Source organism: Shewanella sp. GutCb (assembly GCF_002836135.1).
In the GTDB taxonomy this organism is placed as follows: Bacteria; Pseudomonadota; Gammaproteobacteria; order Enterobacterales; family Shewanellaceae; genus Shewanella.
Window position 1 is genome coordinate 202958 of the sequence record NZ_PJBL01000025.1, and the last position, 15507, is coordinate 218464.

The 15507-nt window shown below is 43.2% G+C and carries 16 protein-coding genes; 9 read left to right on the top strand and 7 right to left on the bottom strand.

All coding sequences use genetic code 11. The features are described 5' to 3' along the window. Position 1 precedes the first annotated feature (1 nt). Together CXF86_RS15185 and CXF86_RS15190 are read right to left on the bottom strand one after the other, a co-directional pair. On the bottom strand, positions 2-1645 hold the full coding sequence (locus tag CXF86_RS15185; RefSeq protein ID WP_102039394.1) for a PepSY-associated TM helix domain-containing protein: 1644 nt from the start codon (positions 1643-1645) through the stop codon (positions 2-4). A gap of 2 nt (positions 1646-1647) precedes the next feature. Then, positions 1648-1947, bottom strand: coding sequence for a hypothetical protein (locus CXF86_RS15190; RefSeq protein ID WP_102039395.1), 300 nt, complete (start codon positions 1945-1947; stop codon positions 1648-1650). A gap of 236 nt (positions 1948-2183) precedes the next feature. Here CXF86_RS15190 and CXF86_RS15195 point away from each other — a divergent pair, with 236 nt between their 5' ends. Then, positions 2184-2378, top strand: coding sequence for an early set domain-containing protein (locus CXF86_RS15195; RefSeq protein ID WP_102039396.1), 195 nt, complete (start codon positions 2184-2186; stop codon positions 2376-2378). Between the two features lie 397 nt (positions 2379-2775). Next, positions 2776-3132, top strand: a complete 357-nt coding sequence (gene hpf / locus CXF86_RS15200) for a ribosome hibernation-promoting factor, HPF/YfiA family (RefSeq protein WP_101092286.1) — start codon at positions 2776-2778, stop codon at positions 3130-3132. A gap of 148 nt (positions 3133-3280) precedes the next feature. Here hpf and CXF86_RS15205 read toward each other — a convergent pair whose 3' ends face one another. The 3 genes from CXF86_RS15205 to CXF86_RS15215 form a co-directional block, all read right to left on the bottom strand. After that, positions 3281-5209 carry a monovalent cation:proton antiporter-2 (CPA2) family protein gene (locus CXF86_RS15205; protein WP_102039397.1) on the bottom strand — a complete coding sequence of 643 codons (1929 nt, stop codon included), beginning with the start codon at positions 5207-5209 and terminating at the stop codon, positions 3281-3283. A 2-nt stretch (positions 5210-5211) separates the two neighbouring features. Beyond that, positions 5212-5829 (bottom strand): NAD(P)H-dependent oxidoreductase, encoded by a 618-nt coding sequence (locus CXF86_RS15210; protein WP_102039398.1) that lies wholly within the window; start codon positions 5827-5829, stop codon positions 5212-5214. Between the two features lie 158 nt (positions 5830-5987). Further along, positions 5988-6176: a carbon storage regulator gene (locus tag CXF86_RS15215; protein WP_101092283.1), complete on the bottom strand. Its 189-nt coding sequence runs from the start codon at positions 6174-6176 to the stop codon at positions 5988-5990. A gap of 382 nt (positions 6177-6558) precedes the next feature. Here CXF86_RS15215 and CXF86_RS15220 point away from each other — a divergent pair, with 382 nt between their 5' ends. Further along, positions 6559-7770 (top strand): NnrS family protein, encoded by a 1212-nt coding sequence (locus CXF86_RS15220; RefSeq protein ID WP_102039399.1) that lies wholly within the window; start codon positions 6559-6561, stop codon positions 7768-7770. Positions 7771-7838: 68 nt separating this feature from the next. Continuing rightward, complete coding sequence (locus CXF86_RS15225; protein WP_102039400.1) at positions 7839-9242, top strand: ammonia-forming cytochrome c nitrite reductase subunit c552; 1404 nt, start codon at positions 7839-7841, stop codon at positions 9240-9242. A gap of 91 nt (positions 9243-9333) precedes the next feature. On the opposite strand, the gene CXF86_RS15230 is transcribed toward CXF86_RS15225, so the two are convergent. Next, positions 9334-10215, bottom strand: a complete 882-nt coding sequence (locus CXF86_RS15230) for a 1,4-dihydroxy-2-naphthoate polyprenyltransferase (protein WP_101092280.1) — start codon at positions 10213-10215, stop codon at positions 9334-9336. Positions 10216-10554: 339 nt separating this feature from the next. Between CXF86_RS15230 and CXF86_RS15235 the strand changes: the two genes are divergently transcribed. The 5 genes from CXF86_RS15235 (at position 10555) to ompW (ending at position 14629) form a co-directional block, all read left to right on the top strand. Beyond that, on the top strand, positions 10555-11454 hold the full coding sequence (locus tag CXF86_RS15235; RefSeq protein WP_102039401.1) for an SDR family NAD(P)-dependent oxidoreductase: 900 nt from the start codon (positions 10555-10557) through the stop codon (positions 11452-11454). 64 nt (positions 11455-11518) lie between these two features. After that, entirely contained in the window at positions 11519-12388 is an 870-nt protein-coding gene (gene tesB / locus CXF86_RS15240; protein WP_102039402.1) for an acyl-CoA thioesterase II, read from the top strand. 38 nt (positions 12389-12426) lie between these two features. Next, positions 12427-12831, top strand: a complete 405-nt coding sequence (locus CXF86_RS15245; protein WP_102039403.1) for a YbaY family lipoprotein — start codon at positions 12427-12429, stop codon at positions 12829-12831. A 104-nt stretch (positions 12832-12935) separates the two neighbouring features. Further along, on the top strand, positions 12936-13523 hold the full coding sequence (locus CXF86_RS15250) for a nucleotidyltransferase family protein (RefSeq protein ID WP_102039404.1): 588 nt from the start codon (positions 12936-12938) through the stop codon (positions 13521-13523). A 458-nt stretch (positions 13524-13981) separates the two neighbouring features. Then, the gene (gene ompW, locus CXF86_RS15255) at positions 13982-14629 is read left to right on the top strand and encodes an outer membrane protein OmpW (RefSeq protein WP_180961081.1); all 648 of its coding nucleotides are present in this window, start codon (positions 13982-13984) and stop codon (positions 14627-14629) included. Between the two features lie 87 nt (positions 14630-14716). Here ompW and CXF86_RS15260 read toward each other — a convergent pair whose 3' ends face one another. Next, positions 14717-15484, bottom strand: a complete 768-nt coding sequence (locus CXF86_RS15260) for an SDR family NAD(P)-dependent oxidoreductase (RefSeq protein ID WP_102039406.1) — start codon at positions 15482-15484, stop codon at positions 14717-14719. Positions 15485-15507 lie beyond the last annotated feature (23 nt).

Genomic DNA, 15507 nt, shown 5'->3' on the forward strand with positions numbered 1-15507 from the left:
ATTAAGCCTCTTTGCCAGTAGTGGCTGTTGTTTGTATTACAATAGGGTCTTTCAAACGAGTCGCTGCGCGGCGACCAGTAGGCAGTTTAAGTTGCTGACTCAAAAGCTTACGTCGAGCAAACAAAATGCTAACTCCTATCACTACGCACATGATGTCGAAACCCACTAAAGACCATTGTGCTTGGTTAATATTTCTTAGCAGATCACTATTTGAGGTCATTGCATTGAGCAGCGGGATCGCAATCAAGCTAGAGCCCGATAAGGCCAACACATAACGCCATACCGCTAATGTCCGCTTAAAGCAGGCGACTAAAGCAATTATAGTTAAGGCGATGAAAAAGCTATTAGCTTCCCATTGAGCACGGTTGATCATATCGATGGGTAACAGCCTGTTAGCATAGAAAAACACACTTGCTGCAAGCGGTAAACCTGCAATGAAAGTCAGGTTTAACCCTTCGACTAATCGCAGACCAAAACTGGCTTTCTCGCCTTGGTTTATCTGTTTATGCTGTTTTTGGCGAATTTTATTTGCCCAAAGCAGTGTCCCAGTCGCAATCATTGCACAGCCCATCACACCACAGATGAAGAAAAATAAACGTAATACAGGCCCTGAAAAACGTCCGGTATGCAGCGCTATTAAAGTGTCATGGGTATTTTGAGCGGCAGAATCAGGTTCAATCCCTTTATTCAAAAGAGTACCATCTACCGCGTTAAATATTGTGGCTACTCTTCTGTCGGTCACCGTCTCACCGGTATCTTTATAGACGCTGACTCGACTGTTTTTATCACCGGGGTTAGTCACTACAATCTGTCTAATAGGCTTGTTGTCAAATAACTGATTAATTTGTGGCAGTAGGGTGGTTAACTGAATAGTTTTAGCGGATTCGCCCAGTGGTATTACTTGTGCTGGACGGTTTTTTAACTCCTGACGAAAAGCCTTAGTATCACCGTCGTAAGCTGTGATAGCCGCCCAAGGCATGTACATTGCCATAAGCGTCACTAGCCCGGTATAAGTGATCATTAAGTGATAAGGCAGTGCGAGTACAGAACTGACATTATGAGCATCGAGCCAAGAGCGACTGCCTTTGTTACGTCTAAAGCTAAAGAAGTCTTTGAAGATCCGTTTATGAATGACAATGCCGCTGATTAACGCAATCAGCATAAACATGCTACAAAACCCGACAATCCAGCGAGCAATTTTTGCTGGCATGTAATGCAGATCAAAATGCAATCGATAGAAAAAGTTGCCGCCTTTTGACTGACGAACATCGGTTATGACTTCATCTTGTCCTTGCATCACCGCATGTTCAATGAATTTGCCGCGACGCTGTCCCGCTTCAGGCTGAGTCTGCCAACTGTAACTTAGGTAAGGTTTACGATCTGTCGGAAAGCTGATGCGCCACTCGCGAGCATTGTTCGCGTGCTGACTGAGATAGCCTTGTGCCTTACTCAGCTCAGACTGAACTTTGCTGGCATTATAATCTTGAATCACGTTTTGATGCAGCTCAGGCTTAGTCCACAGGCTAATGTCATGTCGATAATAGCTCATCGTACCCGCGAAAAATATTAGCAATAGCACCCAACATACAAGCAAGCCAACCCAAGTATGTAGCCAAGTCATGCTGCGGAAAAAATTCTCTTTCATTGTTAGCTTACCAGTAAAATAATCAGATAGAAAAGGCTGCTCAACCCGAGTAGATCTCGCCATGCTAATAGGTGATGCTTAACGCTAAAAACCCAAATGATTGCAGCAGCATAAACAGCAAATGACAGCATCATAGCGGTTAATGCGCTCTGAACTGCGATGAGTGGAATGATAATGGCAAATAGCCCACATGCAGTTGCAGCGACGAGGTAACCACCGAATATAGCGGCTAGAGCACGCGAAGTAATATTGAATAGCTGCAAGCTAATCAAATGCTTGAAATTAGAGTTAATTGAGACCACTGAGACAGACACCTACATGTTAGGCGTCATTAACCGTGCGCCTAATCTTCATAAAATAGGGCTGTATTTTACATTAATAAACTTAATTGATAACTATTTTTATTCGTATTTAACTGTAAAGGTGACAATCTTGGGATATGTGTCGCAAAAAATGCTGCATCATCTGCCTATAGCTAACCATCAAATTTCATTGTGAAAGACTATTTACGATAAAAATTAAGTGATTATAGTGAGTGATGCCACCTTACCTCCGTAGTCAATATATCGGTGACAATAAGTGTAAAGTTGCCACAGGAGAGTGGTCTACGATCGACTTAGCGGTGACGGAAAATAAAGAGGATGTGGCGCCCGATATGGTACAAACTCTCGCCTCAAAAGGCGCTGATTTACGCTATTGCGCCCAGATCCTAAAGCACCAGTGTTTAATGTGAACAAGGTAAAATAATGCGCAGATGTCGCGCTAAGTGATTGATGTCATAACAACCAGAAAATATATTTTAATTTTTTTGCTAAAAGCGTGATAAAAACCCAGCTAAAGCTGGTTTTTTTGTCTAAATTTGTAGAAGGTAATCAAGTACGCGATTTATTGCTTTTTGGCGCGTGAGTCACTTATTACCCAGTTAGTATATGTTTTAACCATAGCTAGATGACGAATTTATTAAAAACTGAAAATATTATTTTTTTGACTTTACTGATGGATACTGGGCTACAGCGGTTTATGTGTTTTTTATGAGCAATTAATTAGATAAATTTTTATTAATAAAGCTTGTAATTTAAAGCGCTAACCCCAAGTGTATTAGGTAGAAGTCATTGTAAAAAGGAAAACCTATGAAAATAAATCTTTCTGGTCACCACGTTGATGTTACTGATGTTGTTAAGCAGCATGTCCAAGAGAAGTTTTCGAAGATAGAGAGTCATTTTCCAACCCTGATCGCACTCGATATTATTATTTCTAAAGAGCATAGCGAATTCCAGGTTGAAATTAGAACCAATTATGAGGGAAGTCGAATATCATCGTCGGGTAGCGATACCATTATGTACCCAGCGATAACCAGCGCAGCTAGAAAACTCGATGCGGCACTAAAGCATCGTAAAGGCCAACTAAAGGCTGATCTACATTCAAAGCCTGTTGTTACTACTCCTGAGATTGCTCATGAAAAAGTTCAAGAGATGAACTTAACGTAACTTTGCCGATTTAAAGTATAACGCCCCCGCTGCTAAAAATGATTAGCGCGGGGGCTTTTTTATGTCTTACACTTTTGATTAAACACTCAAAAAACGACACAAGATAGGGCAACTGCTTAGTTGCAAAAATGCCTAAGCAGCGCTATGTCTAGTCAGCTTCTGATTTTGAAAAAGCGGTATGATTTTCTTTAGGCGGTGGCGTCCAGCCACGTTCCATTTTCGAAAAGCTACGGTAGCGCTCATCTTTCATCGCAGCGCTTAATGTCTCTTCCAATTGAATAAACATGTCTCGGTAATGGACTAGGTGTTTATCATCACCAGTGACCTGCTTCCATGATTCGTAAAGGGTGTCTTTGTGGGCCATTTCAGTTTCAAAAAATATCGCGCGTTGTTGTTCAGCTTTAAAAGGGTGAACCCCAAGGTGAGTTAATGCGTGTTTACCCAGTTGTAGGGCTGAATGGAAGGTCTCACTCACCATAAAGTCGGCACCCGCTTTACGCAGTCGATAGAGGTTACTTCTATCAAACGCCCTGGCAAGGATAATTACGTTAGGGTAGGTATGTTTGATGTATTCGGTGAGTTCAACCGCTCGGTCTGGATTATCAATGGCAATCACCAACATCTTGGCTTCTGCTATACCCGCGGTATGCAACAAGTCGGGTTGAGTTGCATCACCATAAAAACTCTTGGTATTAATCTTTCTGAGGTTTTCAACTTGTTGAGCCTCATGATCAAGCACCACGGTTTTAAAGCCATTAGTCACTAAAAGGCGATTCACTATCTGACCAAATCGACCAACCCCCGCAATGATGACCGTCCCTTTCTCATCGATAACATCAGGCTCTCGCATGTTTTCTGTTTGCTCGTAGCGAGGCAAAATGACTTTATCAAACAAAATAAAGAGTCCAGGCGTGAGGAACATCGATATAGCTACCACTAGAGACAGTATTTGGGCTAAATCAACCGGAATGACATGGTTTTGTACGGTATAGCTCAGAAGTACGAAACCAAATTCACCAGCTTGTGCAAGGCTTAATGCAAATAACCAGCGGTCGCTATTTTTGATCTTAAAGATCATTGCCAGTAACAGCAATACCGTTGCTTTAATGAGAATAACACCTAAAGTCATCGCCATTACTGGGCCAATATTGCTGGCCAGTACATCAAAGTCGATACCCGCCCCTACAGTGATAAAAAACAGGCCGAGCAATAAACCTTTAAAAGGTTCGATGACGGACTCAAGTTCATGTCTAAATTCACTGTTGGCCAATACGACGCCGGCCAAGAAGGTACCTAAAGCGGGAGATAATCCAACAAGGCTCATTAACGCCGCAATACCTATGACCAACATTAATGCTGTCGCAGTAAAAATCTCCCGCAAGTTAGAACTGGCAACGTATCGAAACAATGGCCGGCTTAAGTAATTGCCGCCGACAACCACAATAGCGATAGCGCTTAAAACAACAATGCCATACGCCCAACCCGGTAGGCCAGCGACCAAAGACATCTGTTCATGATGTTCTGCCGCGGTGGCTGCGGCTGACTGTGCCTTTTCTATGAGTTCTGGCAGCGCTAGCAGTGGAATTAGCGCCAACATAGGAATGACAGCGATATCTTGAAATAGCAGTACAGAGAATGCGTTTTTACCGCCTTCTGTTTTGGTTAGGTTCTTTTCATTAAAGGTTTGCAGCACGATCGCGGTTGATGACAGTGAAAAAATCATACCGATAGTAAGTGCAATACTCCAATTAAAGCCGAAAGCAAATGCAATGCCCATAACCACCAATGTAGATAGTCCAACTTGAAGACCGCCTAAGCCGATGAGTTTATGACGCATATTCCACAACATGCGGGGTTCAAGCTCTAAACCGACTAAAAATAGCATCATCACCACGCCAAACTCAGCAAAGTGTTGCAAGGTACTTGTTTCATTGCCCACTAAACCCGCTATGGGTCCAATGACGACTCCGGCAATTAAATATCCTAATACCGACCCCAAACCTAACCGCTTAGCGAGCGGGACGGCAATAACGGCGGCCGCTAGGTAGATAAAAGCTTGTATAAAATAAGCGGTCATTATCAGTCCCTTATCAAAATATTGAGATTTTCATTTAGTTTTTCGAGTGACTTTGCGAGCGCTATATCTAAGGTATTATTGCTTAATGCGGATAAGATTCTCAGCCAATCTTCGATATGTGAATGTACGCGGTTTTCGTCAAAAGCACTGCGGGCACAAAAAAGGGCAAAAGGGGCGAGGTAAGTCATCCCTGTGAGGCTCGCTGTTTGTTCTAGCGGATGGAGTAATTCCCTTAAGGTAAAATGGTTATAACCATCTGCCTGATAAGCAGTTTCACTACCTCCCGCGCTAATGGCACACAAAAATGTTTTCCCCTCAAGGGCATTACCGTTTGCACCATAAGCAAAGTTGTATTCAAGTACGAGATCTTGCCACTCTTTCAAAATCGCGGGCGTAGAGTACCAATACAGTGGAAACATGAATACGATAACATCGTGATCTCGGAGTCGTTGTTGCTCTTTGTCGATGTTAATCCTAAATGTGGGATATTCGGCATATAGATCAACTGCGGTGACATGTTCCTGTTGTTGAGTGGCACGAAATAGTGGTTTATTTATCTCAGAACGCTCTTGAGAGGGGTGGGCGTAAAGTACGAGGATCTTTTTTGCAGCATCAACCATTATTTGTCCAATTTAATCATCCTAACTATCTGTTATTTAATTTAGCACAGAGAACTAGAAGCATTAACAAACTTTGAATGTAGATTGATACTTAGGTCATTTTTATTACGCCTGTCCGTGGATAAGCGTGCTATTGAATTGAGCTTTATTAGAGATGGCTATATGCCTAAGTTTCGTTCTGTTTCTAGGGTTTCGGCACGAATGATATCAATTGATTTATCTGCTTTAACACCTATGCGGTTATCTTTAAAAATATTGATCTCTATTTCGCCTAAAGAGTTGCCATATTCATCGTAGATATTGCTGAGAATAATCGCACTGTTCACTGAGCGGGTTAGAATTAACATAATACATCCTTGTATATGAACTGCTGCTCCTAGTTTAGACTAATATTTGCAGGAGGGTGGCTCAACAGAAAGGCTGATTTGGTCTTTTACGCTGCATTATCGAGTTTTACTAGTCGATATTTTAATAAAAATCAAAAGTTACAGAGGATCACTTGTTAGTGGTTCTCGGGTAAAGCAAGGTTCAGTCTGGTAGTTACTCATTTAATGTTTATTAACATCCAATGAATACCTCTAAAGGAATAATAAAATCAGAGGGATAACTACAGAGTTCACAGAAGTAAAAAACAACATGGATATCAATTGTTATCGAATTTGTTGGTCGATACACTAAAGGTATTACATAAGGTATATGTAAAATGCATTTTTAAGGTAAAGCAAAACGATGTTAAATATTGACGACCCAGCAGCGACAGAAAAAATTCCCGCCTTGTTTAGGCTAGGTTTTAGACCTTTTTTTCTAGGCGGCGCTTTGGTTGCCATGTTGTTTGTACCGCTTTGGCTACTGACATGGTTTTTCCCAGAACATAGCCTATTCCAAACAGACTTTTGGGTTAAAGTGGTGCCGCTTTGGTGGCATCCGCATGAGATGTTGTTTGGCTTTGCACTTGCCATTGTGTGTGGCTTTTTGTTGACGTCAGTACAGACGTGGACTAACCAACCGGGGATGAAAGGTTGGGCGTTGGCGTTGACCTTTGGCTGTTGGTTGATAGCAAGAATCATGTTGCTGTTGCCAGTTTCTATTCCACTTTGGCTGCCGGCAATATTTGACTCATTATTTTTAGGGCTCACAGCGTTAAAACTTTGGCGTTGCATCTATAAAGTGAAACAATGGCAAAATATTGGTTTTCCAATCATGCTGGTGGCCGCTTTATCGATAAACCTGCTTAGTTATTATGCGCTAAGCACGAGAGACTTTTCACTTAGCCTACAGATCTGGCAAGCAATGATATGGTGGTTAGGGCTACTGATCACTATTGTTGGCGGTCGGGTTATTCCGTTCTTTACGGCAATAAGAATTAAGCAAACTAAACCCACGCCAATCGCCTTGATTGAAAAAAGCCTTATTGTGGCTATGGTTGTATTAGTTATTCAAGCGATGAGTAAAGTGCTACCAGTGGCTGTTGAGCAAGCGCTTTTACTTATCGCTGCAGTGTTACACCTTATTCGTTGGTTACGTTGGTTTCCACATAAAACCCTTAAAGAACCTATGTTGTGGTCATTACACATTGCGTACCTATTTTTGCCGATAGCCTTGTTGGCGCTCGCAGCAAAAATTCACGACACCATGGCGTACCATCATTTGATACACCTATTTGGTATCGGTACATTAGCGGGCATTTGCCTGTCGATGATTTCAAGAGTTTCGCTTGGCCACACTAGCCGAAATATCTACCAAGGCCCAAATATGACGGTTGCCTTCTTATGTATCCCAATTGCTGCGGTATTAAGATCTTTAATGCCAATCATTTCACCTGAGCATTATCAATTATGGTTGTGGTTGGCTGGCGCATTTTGGTCTTTAGCGTTTGCAATGTTTGTCGTCAATTATGCTTCGATACTATCAAAACCAAGAGTTGATGGTCGTCCAGGCTAGGCGTTGTTATTTTTAGTGTTATTTATAAATGTAATTTCAAATATTAATTAAGGTAAGTAGAGAATTAGATGAGTGTAAAAATGTTAGGTAAAGTGGTCTGTGCTTTTTTGTTTATATCCTTGACCAGCGTTGCGAGTTTAGCACTGGCGTCAGAGCCCAGTGTTGCAGCAAAAGAGCAAGCTGCGCGCGATGCAAACTTAAAAGAGAAGTTTCCAGTTCAATATCAAAGCTGGCTAGAAACTTCAGAGCAAACAGAGCGTGAAGATATGTTGGCCAGCTATCCAGCAGCCATCATTTTGTGGGCCGGTTCATCGTTTGCCAAAGAGTACCATAGCCCGCGAGGCCACCATTTTGCCGTGGCGGATGTGACTCATACTTTGCGTACGGGTGTGCCACCCAAAGCGGGTGAAAAAGGCTTGTCTGCAAGTTGTTGGACTTGTAAAACGCCAGATGCACCGCGATTAATGAATGAACTCGGTATCGAAGGTTATTCAGCCAAAAACTTTACCGAGCTTGGTACTGAAATAAACAGCGTTGTGTATTGCACCGATTGTCATGTCGACGGTAAAGCAGAGTTGGCGTTACCGCGCCCGCATGCACAAGATGCTATGGCGAAAGTTCATCTTCCTTTTGACAAACAAAATGACAATATGAAAGGTGCTCAAGTGTGTGGCCAGTGCCATGTGACTTACTACTTTCAGCCAGAACGCAGTAACAAAGTTAATATCCCCTGGATTTTTGGCAATAGTGCTGATGATATAGAGAAATATTACGATACTCGCCGTTTCTATGAATGGATCCATCCTATTTCTCAAACACCCATCTTAAAAGCCCGTCATCCAGAGTTTGAACACTGGAGTCGCAGTAAACATGCTGAGGCGGGTGTTACATGCATTACTTGTCATATGCCTGAAACCAAAGATGAGCAAGGCAATACCTTTACCAGTCATAAAGTGGGTAAGGCATTGGAACATTTTGACCAAGTTTGTCAAAACTGCCATAAGAGTGAGCAAAAAATCATTAGCTCACTGGCAAAGAACAAGGCAACGATTAACGCCAAGGCGCGTGAAGTTGAAGGGTTATTGGTTAAAGCGCACTACGAAGCTGGTGCGGCGTGGGATGCTGGTGCAACTTGGCCTCTAATGAATGACGCCATCATGGCTATTCGCCACTCTCAATGGCGCTGGGATTTTGCTATGGCATCTCATGGATTATATGCCCATAACCCAGAAGAGGGTAATGCACTGCTTGATACTGCCCTTAAACAAGTTAAATATGCGCGTACTTCGTTAGCTGAAATTCTCAACAAGTTTGATGTAAAGAGTATTAGCTACCCTGATATTAGCTCGAAAGCATCGGCCCATGCTGCGGTAGGCATTGAGCTTGACAAGCTGACTGAAGCGAAGAAGAAATTTATCAAAGAGGAAGTGGATGAGAATTGGTCTGAAGTGAGTCGTCATGGCTACGAGTAGTTAATTAGATATCAATTACTGATTAACTTGAGATTGTGTTCGTTAAAAAAGCCAGCTTAGATAAGCTGGCTTTTTTACGACGAGACAGTGGTTAGAAGAGCAAATCAATAATGAGGCCTATGCTAAACAAACCACTAAAAATCATGGTGAGTTTAGCTGTGCGCCCTAGTAAAGGGTTTAGCGCAGCGCCAGTGACTTCATTAAAATCACGGCACAGATTACGCGCCAAGATAAATCCAAGACCGGCAAGCAGCACGGGTAAACCCGCGAGTGCTCCCATCAAATACCCTGTAATAATAATGGCAAAAGGTAAGTAGACTAAACTTTGATAAAAAATCCGTGCTTGCGCTAAGCCGATGCGCACAGCGAGTGTTTTCTTACCCGCTTTTATATCGGTATCCATGTCTCGGGTGTTGTTGACCAGCATAATAGCTGCATTAAGAAAACCGATAGCCGAGCCGAGTAACCATGCACTAGTACTGGTTGTATTGGCTTGCAGAAAGTAGCTACCGACCACTGCAACAAGTCCAAAAAAGACAAATGCAGCGATTTCGCCTAGCCCATGTGAGGCTAGCGGGTAAGGGCCGCCGCTATAGCCTAATGCACCTAAAACCGCTGCCGCCGCGAGCAGGGCAATAGGCCATCCACCGTGGGCGATTAAAAATGAGCCCACAATGAGGGCTAACGCAAGGGATAAGAGCATGGCATTACGCACCGCTGTGGGGCTTAACAACCCACTTTGTGTCACTCGAATAGGCCCTACACGTTCTGCAGTATCGACACCACTTTTGAAGTCAAAATAGTCATTGGCTAGGTTAACAGCAACTTGCAATAACACGGCACAGATCATCGAAGTGACAGCGATGAACCCACTGAATTGTTCAAGTTGCAGTGCTAAAACATTACCGACCAATAATGGCCCAATCGCCGCAGGTAAGGTACGAGGGCGTATTGCTAGGATCCATGGATTCATTATTTATAATTACTTTACAGAGAGATATATCGCAGGATTACGACGTAACAAAGGAGTGCTGGCCTCATAGCATAGCAAAATTAACAGCGTCTAAAAAGTGGATTTTCTGTCGCTAATGGCGGCGAAGTTAACATTATCGTTAACTTGAGGCTTAGGTGAGCAGAGCGGTTTAAAATTTTAGATCTAGCGCACACCCTCCGATGAGTATTGTATGCAATATTGAGCTTCGAGCTTGAATAGCAGTATCGATATATAGGTTGTGAGTACTTGGAGCTGTTGATTGTGTTACAGGGAAGTCACCACCTAAAACTTAAATATAACGTTTGAGGGTCTAGGGATATGCGTTTTGAAGAGCAAGTTGCCATTGTTACTGGTGCAGCTTCAGGCTTAGGGCGAGCTTATGCTATAGCGTTAGCAGAGCGTGGCGCGCGGGTTGTGATTATAGACAATGAAGCATTAACGACTAAAGACTCAGGGCTGCGCAGTTGCGCTGCCGCTATTACAGCGCTGGGGGGCGAGGCGCAAGTGTTTTGCTTAGACGTCAGTGACTCTTCAGTGGTGCAACAGATGGTTGATGAAGTGCTGTCAACTTGGGGGCGAGTCGATATTTTAATCAACAATGCAGGCATACATCACTCATGTCCGTTTGAACACTTAAGCGAAGCGACATGGAAACGTCAGTTTGATGTCGATGTACATGGCAGTTTTAACATGACTAAAGCAGTATGGCCGTGTATGAAGCGCAGCGGCTATGGCCGAGTGATTATGACGTGTGCCAGTTCAATATTTGGCGATATGTACGAGTCTAGCTTCAGCGCCAGCAAAATGGCGTTGATTGGGCTGGTCAATAGCCTGCACCTAGAAGGCGAAGAGTTTGGGATTGCCGTTAACACGATTACGCCACATGCTGTCACTCAAATGACAGCTGAGCACCTTGCTCCAGCGGTTAGACCGCTTTTTTCCAAGACCACGGTCCTATCTGCGATGCTCTATCTATGCAGTTCCGAGTGTCCTTCAGGAAAACACCTCTTTGCTGCTGCAGGGGGGATCAGTCACGCGGAAGTTGTTGAATTTGCAGCAAGCCGGTTTACAGCAGAACAGTGTACACCAGAAATTATTCATAGCCGCTGGAGTGAGATCTACCGTTCTAAGCCTTATAGAGGGCGTTCATCGGGTGAAGCACAGGTGTTAGCATGGGCAAAAGCCTCGGCAGAACAACGTAATATCGACATAGAGTAAAGCTGGCGAGCGCAGGGGTCTTGGGTTAAGCTAGCCAATAATGGTAGCAACATTTTAGGTTCCAATGAGTCAAGTATTAGATGAACTACTCGCCTTACTTTCTTTAGAGCAAATTGAAGAGGGGTTATTCCGCGGACAAAGCCAAGATATAGGATTTGGCCATGTATTTGGTGGGCAAGTGATGGGCCAAGCCCTAAGCGCCGCTAAACAAACCGTCTCTCCCGATCGAAAAGTGCATTCATTGCACTCCTATTTCTTACGTGCTGGTGATGAGACATTGCCCATTGTCTATGACGTAGAGAATATGCGTGATGGCGGCAGTTTCAGTGCTCGACGTGTCAAAGCGATTCAAAAAGGCCGGCCGATATTTTATATGACGTGCTCATTTCAGGCCCATGAAGAGGGTTATGAGCATCAAGCCGTTATGCCTGATGTGCCAGGACCAGAAGGCTTGCTTAATCAGCAAGAACTGGCCATGACGCTGCAAGATAAAGTGCCAGCTAATGTGTTAGAAAAGTTTATGGCAGATACCCCTATCGAGATGCGCTTAGTTAATCCTAGCAATCCGTTAGCAGGCAAAGCCACTGAGCCTGTACGTCATGTTTGGGTTAGAGCGAATGGCAAAGTACCAGAGAATCTGTGCGTACATGATTATTTGCTGGCTTATGCATCTGACTTTAATTTCTTGGTCACGGCAGCTCAACCCCACGGCGTGTCATTTCTCACCCCTGGTATGCGTATGGCAACTATCGATCATGCGATGTGGTTCCACCGTCCGTTCGATTTAAGTCAGTGGCTGCTTTATAGCATTGAGAGTCCCAATGCCAGTGGTGGACGTGGTTTTGTAACGGGTCAGTTTTTTAATCAACAAGGGCAATTGGTGGCTTCCGCTACCCAAGAAGGCCTGATCCGCATGACCACTAAAAAAGCGTAATTTAGGCTATTTTAAAGATAAATATTCAGGATAAAAAGATGATTTCAGCATTAAAGAAATGGACCATTTTACTGTGTTTATTAACACTAACCGCATGTGTAACAGTAACAGAAGCGCCCCCTGTGATGGTTAATGGTGCCGCAGGATATCTGGAAAAAATAGCGTTGCCAGAGGGATGCTCTATTACGATCGCTATCATCGATTTAGACACTCCAGGGGTTATTGTTGCACAGAAGAGCTTTAACATTGTAAGGGCGCCAGTCCCGTTTAAGTTCTTGTTACCCGAGGAGTCTATTGATGATTCAATTCATTATGGGGTGGTAGCAATGATCCAATTCAATAACCAAGTTATTTTCCAAACCTATGATCGCTTCCCTGTCATTAGCAATGATAAGTTCACCACCGAAGTACTGATGAAAGCTGTGCCCGCGCCTAAGTCATAATACTGATTATTTAATAAAAGGAGCTTAGGCTCCTTTTATTATGATGATAGTTGAACAGCTAGCGTGTTAAGTGGATTCACTCTGAATGATAAAAGGCTTTTGCCATGATTGAGCCGAGCCAGCAAATTGCTCAATGGCTTAGCGAGGATAAATACCGCTACCAAGCCCTATTGATGGCGGAAAAACTGCATTTACCGCAATGGATGTTAGCTGCAGGTTTTGTGCGCAATCTCGTTTGGGACAAGCTGCATGGGACTGCCCCTAGACCGCTTAACGATATTGACCTTATCTACTTTGATGCCAACAATCTCTGTGCGAGCCAAGACCGTGATTATGAAGAGCAGTTACGTGCGCTTGCACCCGACTACCCTTGGTCGGTTAAGAATCAAGCTCGAATGCACCTTAATAATAATGACCAAGCTTATACCTCTTGTTTAGATGCGATGAGTTTTTGGCCAGAAAAAGAAACGGCTATTGCCGTGACTATCAATCAGACAATGGCGGAAAATACAGTCGTATCAATAGCGTCTTTACCATTAGCGCTGCAAGTCGTGACACCTTTTTGTAGCCAAAGATTATTTCAATTGACGTTAACCCATAATCCTAAAAAATCTAAGCAACTCTTCCAACATCGAGTGGATAACAAACACTGGTTACAAGATTATCCTCTACTGCAAGTGGTCAGTGAATGAGTGCGAATGTTGAAATCAAGCCATAATTGCAACAGTTGCTTACCTATAACGACTAACACTAATGGCTACCGCTAATATCTACCCCTAATTATCTGCATAAAACTAATGAAAAACAGTGTCATCATTAAGTACCTATTCACTGCCTAATACCTTTATCAATGGTTCAATATCTATCACTTATTATAATATTCAAAGGTTAATTAATTGTTAATCCAAACGGTTGCGTTAGTTCGTGCGATATACGGTCTAAGTGGTCTTTTGTCACACAACTATAAGCTGCAACTTCAATGTATCTTATAAAAGCGTGATCCGGATCACTTGGTGGTACCACTAATTGGGTATTCAGCCGCGGCGTTGATCTAGATCAAATTCGTGGCTCGATTATTCTGGCAGGGTACACGCAAATGTATGGATATTGATAATAAAAACAGCAGCTCATGTTGTATTGATGGAGTAATATGATGAACAAAAATATCGTTTCTGGATTGATTGCTACAGCCCTATTGACTACCGGTTTTACCTCTTCTGCACTAGCACACCAAGCTGGTGATATTATTATACGAGCAGGTGTTGCAGTCGTAGCGCCAAATGAATCTAGCGAAAATGTAGCTACTTTTGGTGAGTTTGCTGTCAGCAGTAACACTCAACTAGGTTTGAACTTTGGCTATATGATCACCGATAATATTGGTATTGAATTATTGGCAGCAACGCCTTTTAGCCATGATGTGTCGCTTGAAGGCGTAGGTAAAATTGCGGAAACTAAGCAGCTACCGCCAACACTTGTGGCACAGTACTATTTTGGAAATGCCGAGTCTAAGTTACGTCCTTATATTGGTTTAGGTGTTAACTACACCAACTTTTACGATAATGAATTTACCAATGACTTAGACGGTGCATTAACCAATCTAAGCATGACTAGCTCTTGGGGTCTTGCTGGCCAAGTGGGTATCGATTATCAAATCAATAAAAGCTGGTTAGTGAACGCTTCGGTTTGGTATGCGAAAATTAGCACTGACGTTAAATTTAACTTAGGTGCTGACGCGGTTAAAATTGAAACTGACATTGATCCATGGGTTTACATGGTCAGCATAGGTTATACCTTCTAGTCAGCAGATTGACTTGGATTTACCCCTTAAAAAAAGGAGCCTTCAGGCTCCTTTTTTTATCGATTAACGGAACTTCCCGTGACTCGACTACTCTTTTTTAGCGGCTTTTTCTGCTTGCTTTTGTTCTTTGGTTTTCCAATGGCGCGTATTGTAAACGAACTCAGGTAGCAATTTGGTCAGCCATGCCACGAGGCGCCAGCGCTTAGTGACATAGACTTTACGTTTACCGGCTTTCATCGCTTTAATGACCTGGCTGGCAACCTCAGCAGGGGGAGAAAGCCAAATACGGCTTTGCTGCAAGGCAGCTTTATCGAGCAGACCCAGTTGGATGTCGGTAAGGGTAATGGGTAGCTTTAGTCGCTGAGCATGCATGCTCAACCCTTCGAAGTAGTTCTCAGCGTAACTTTTAGACGCATGATAGGCAACGTTTGGTCCGCCTCTTAGGCCTGCAATCGAGTTAATTGCCGCTAATTGGCCATAACCTTGATCGCGAAATAGCCTAAAGGCTGTATTGCATATAGCTGAAAAGCCTTGCACATTAACGGTGATGATATCTTGCTCAGGCTGCCAAGGCAGTTCAGGATCGTAGCTATTTAAGCCAGTATTGACCAGTACAAGATGAGCACCGCCTAGAGAGTGCCAAACTGCGGTAAGAGTTGAAATAATAGCTTGAGGATCATCTATTTGCAGTGGAAATACTTCAGACTTAGTCGGAAGCGATTGGCTAAACTCAATAAGAGATTGTGGATCTTGTGCTAATAAGGCGAGCTCTACACCATCGTCAGCAAGCTGTTTTGCTATTTCACGGCTGAGCAATGAGCTTGCGCCCACAATTATTGCAGTTGCTTGTGTCATATAAGTATTCGACTTCAAATAGG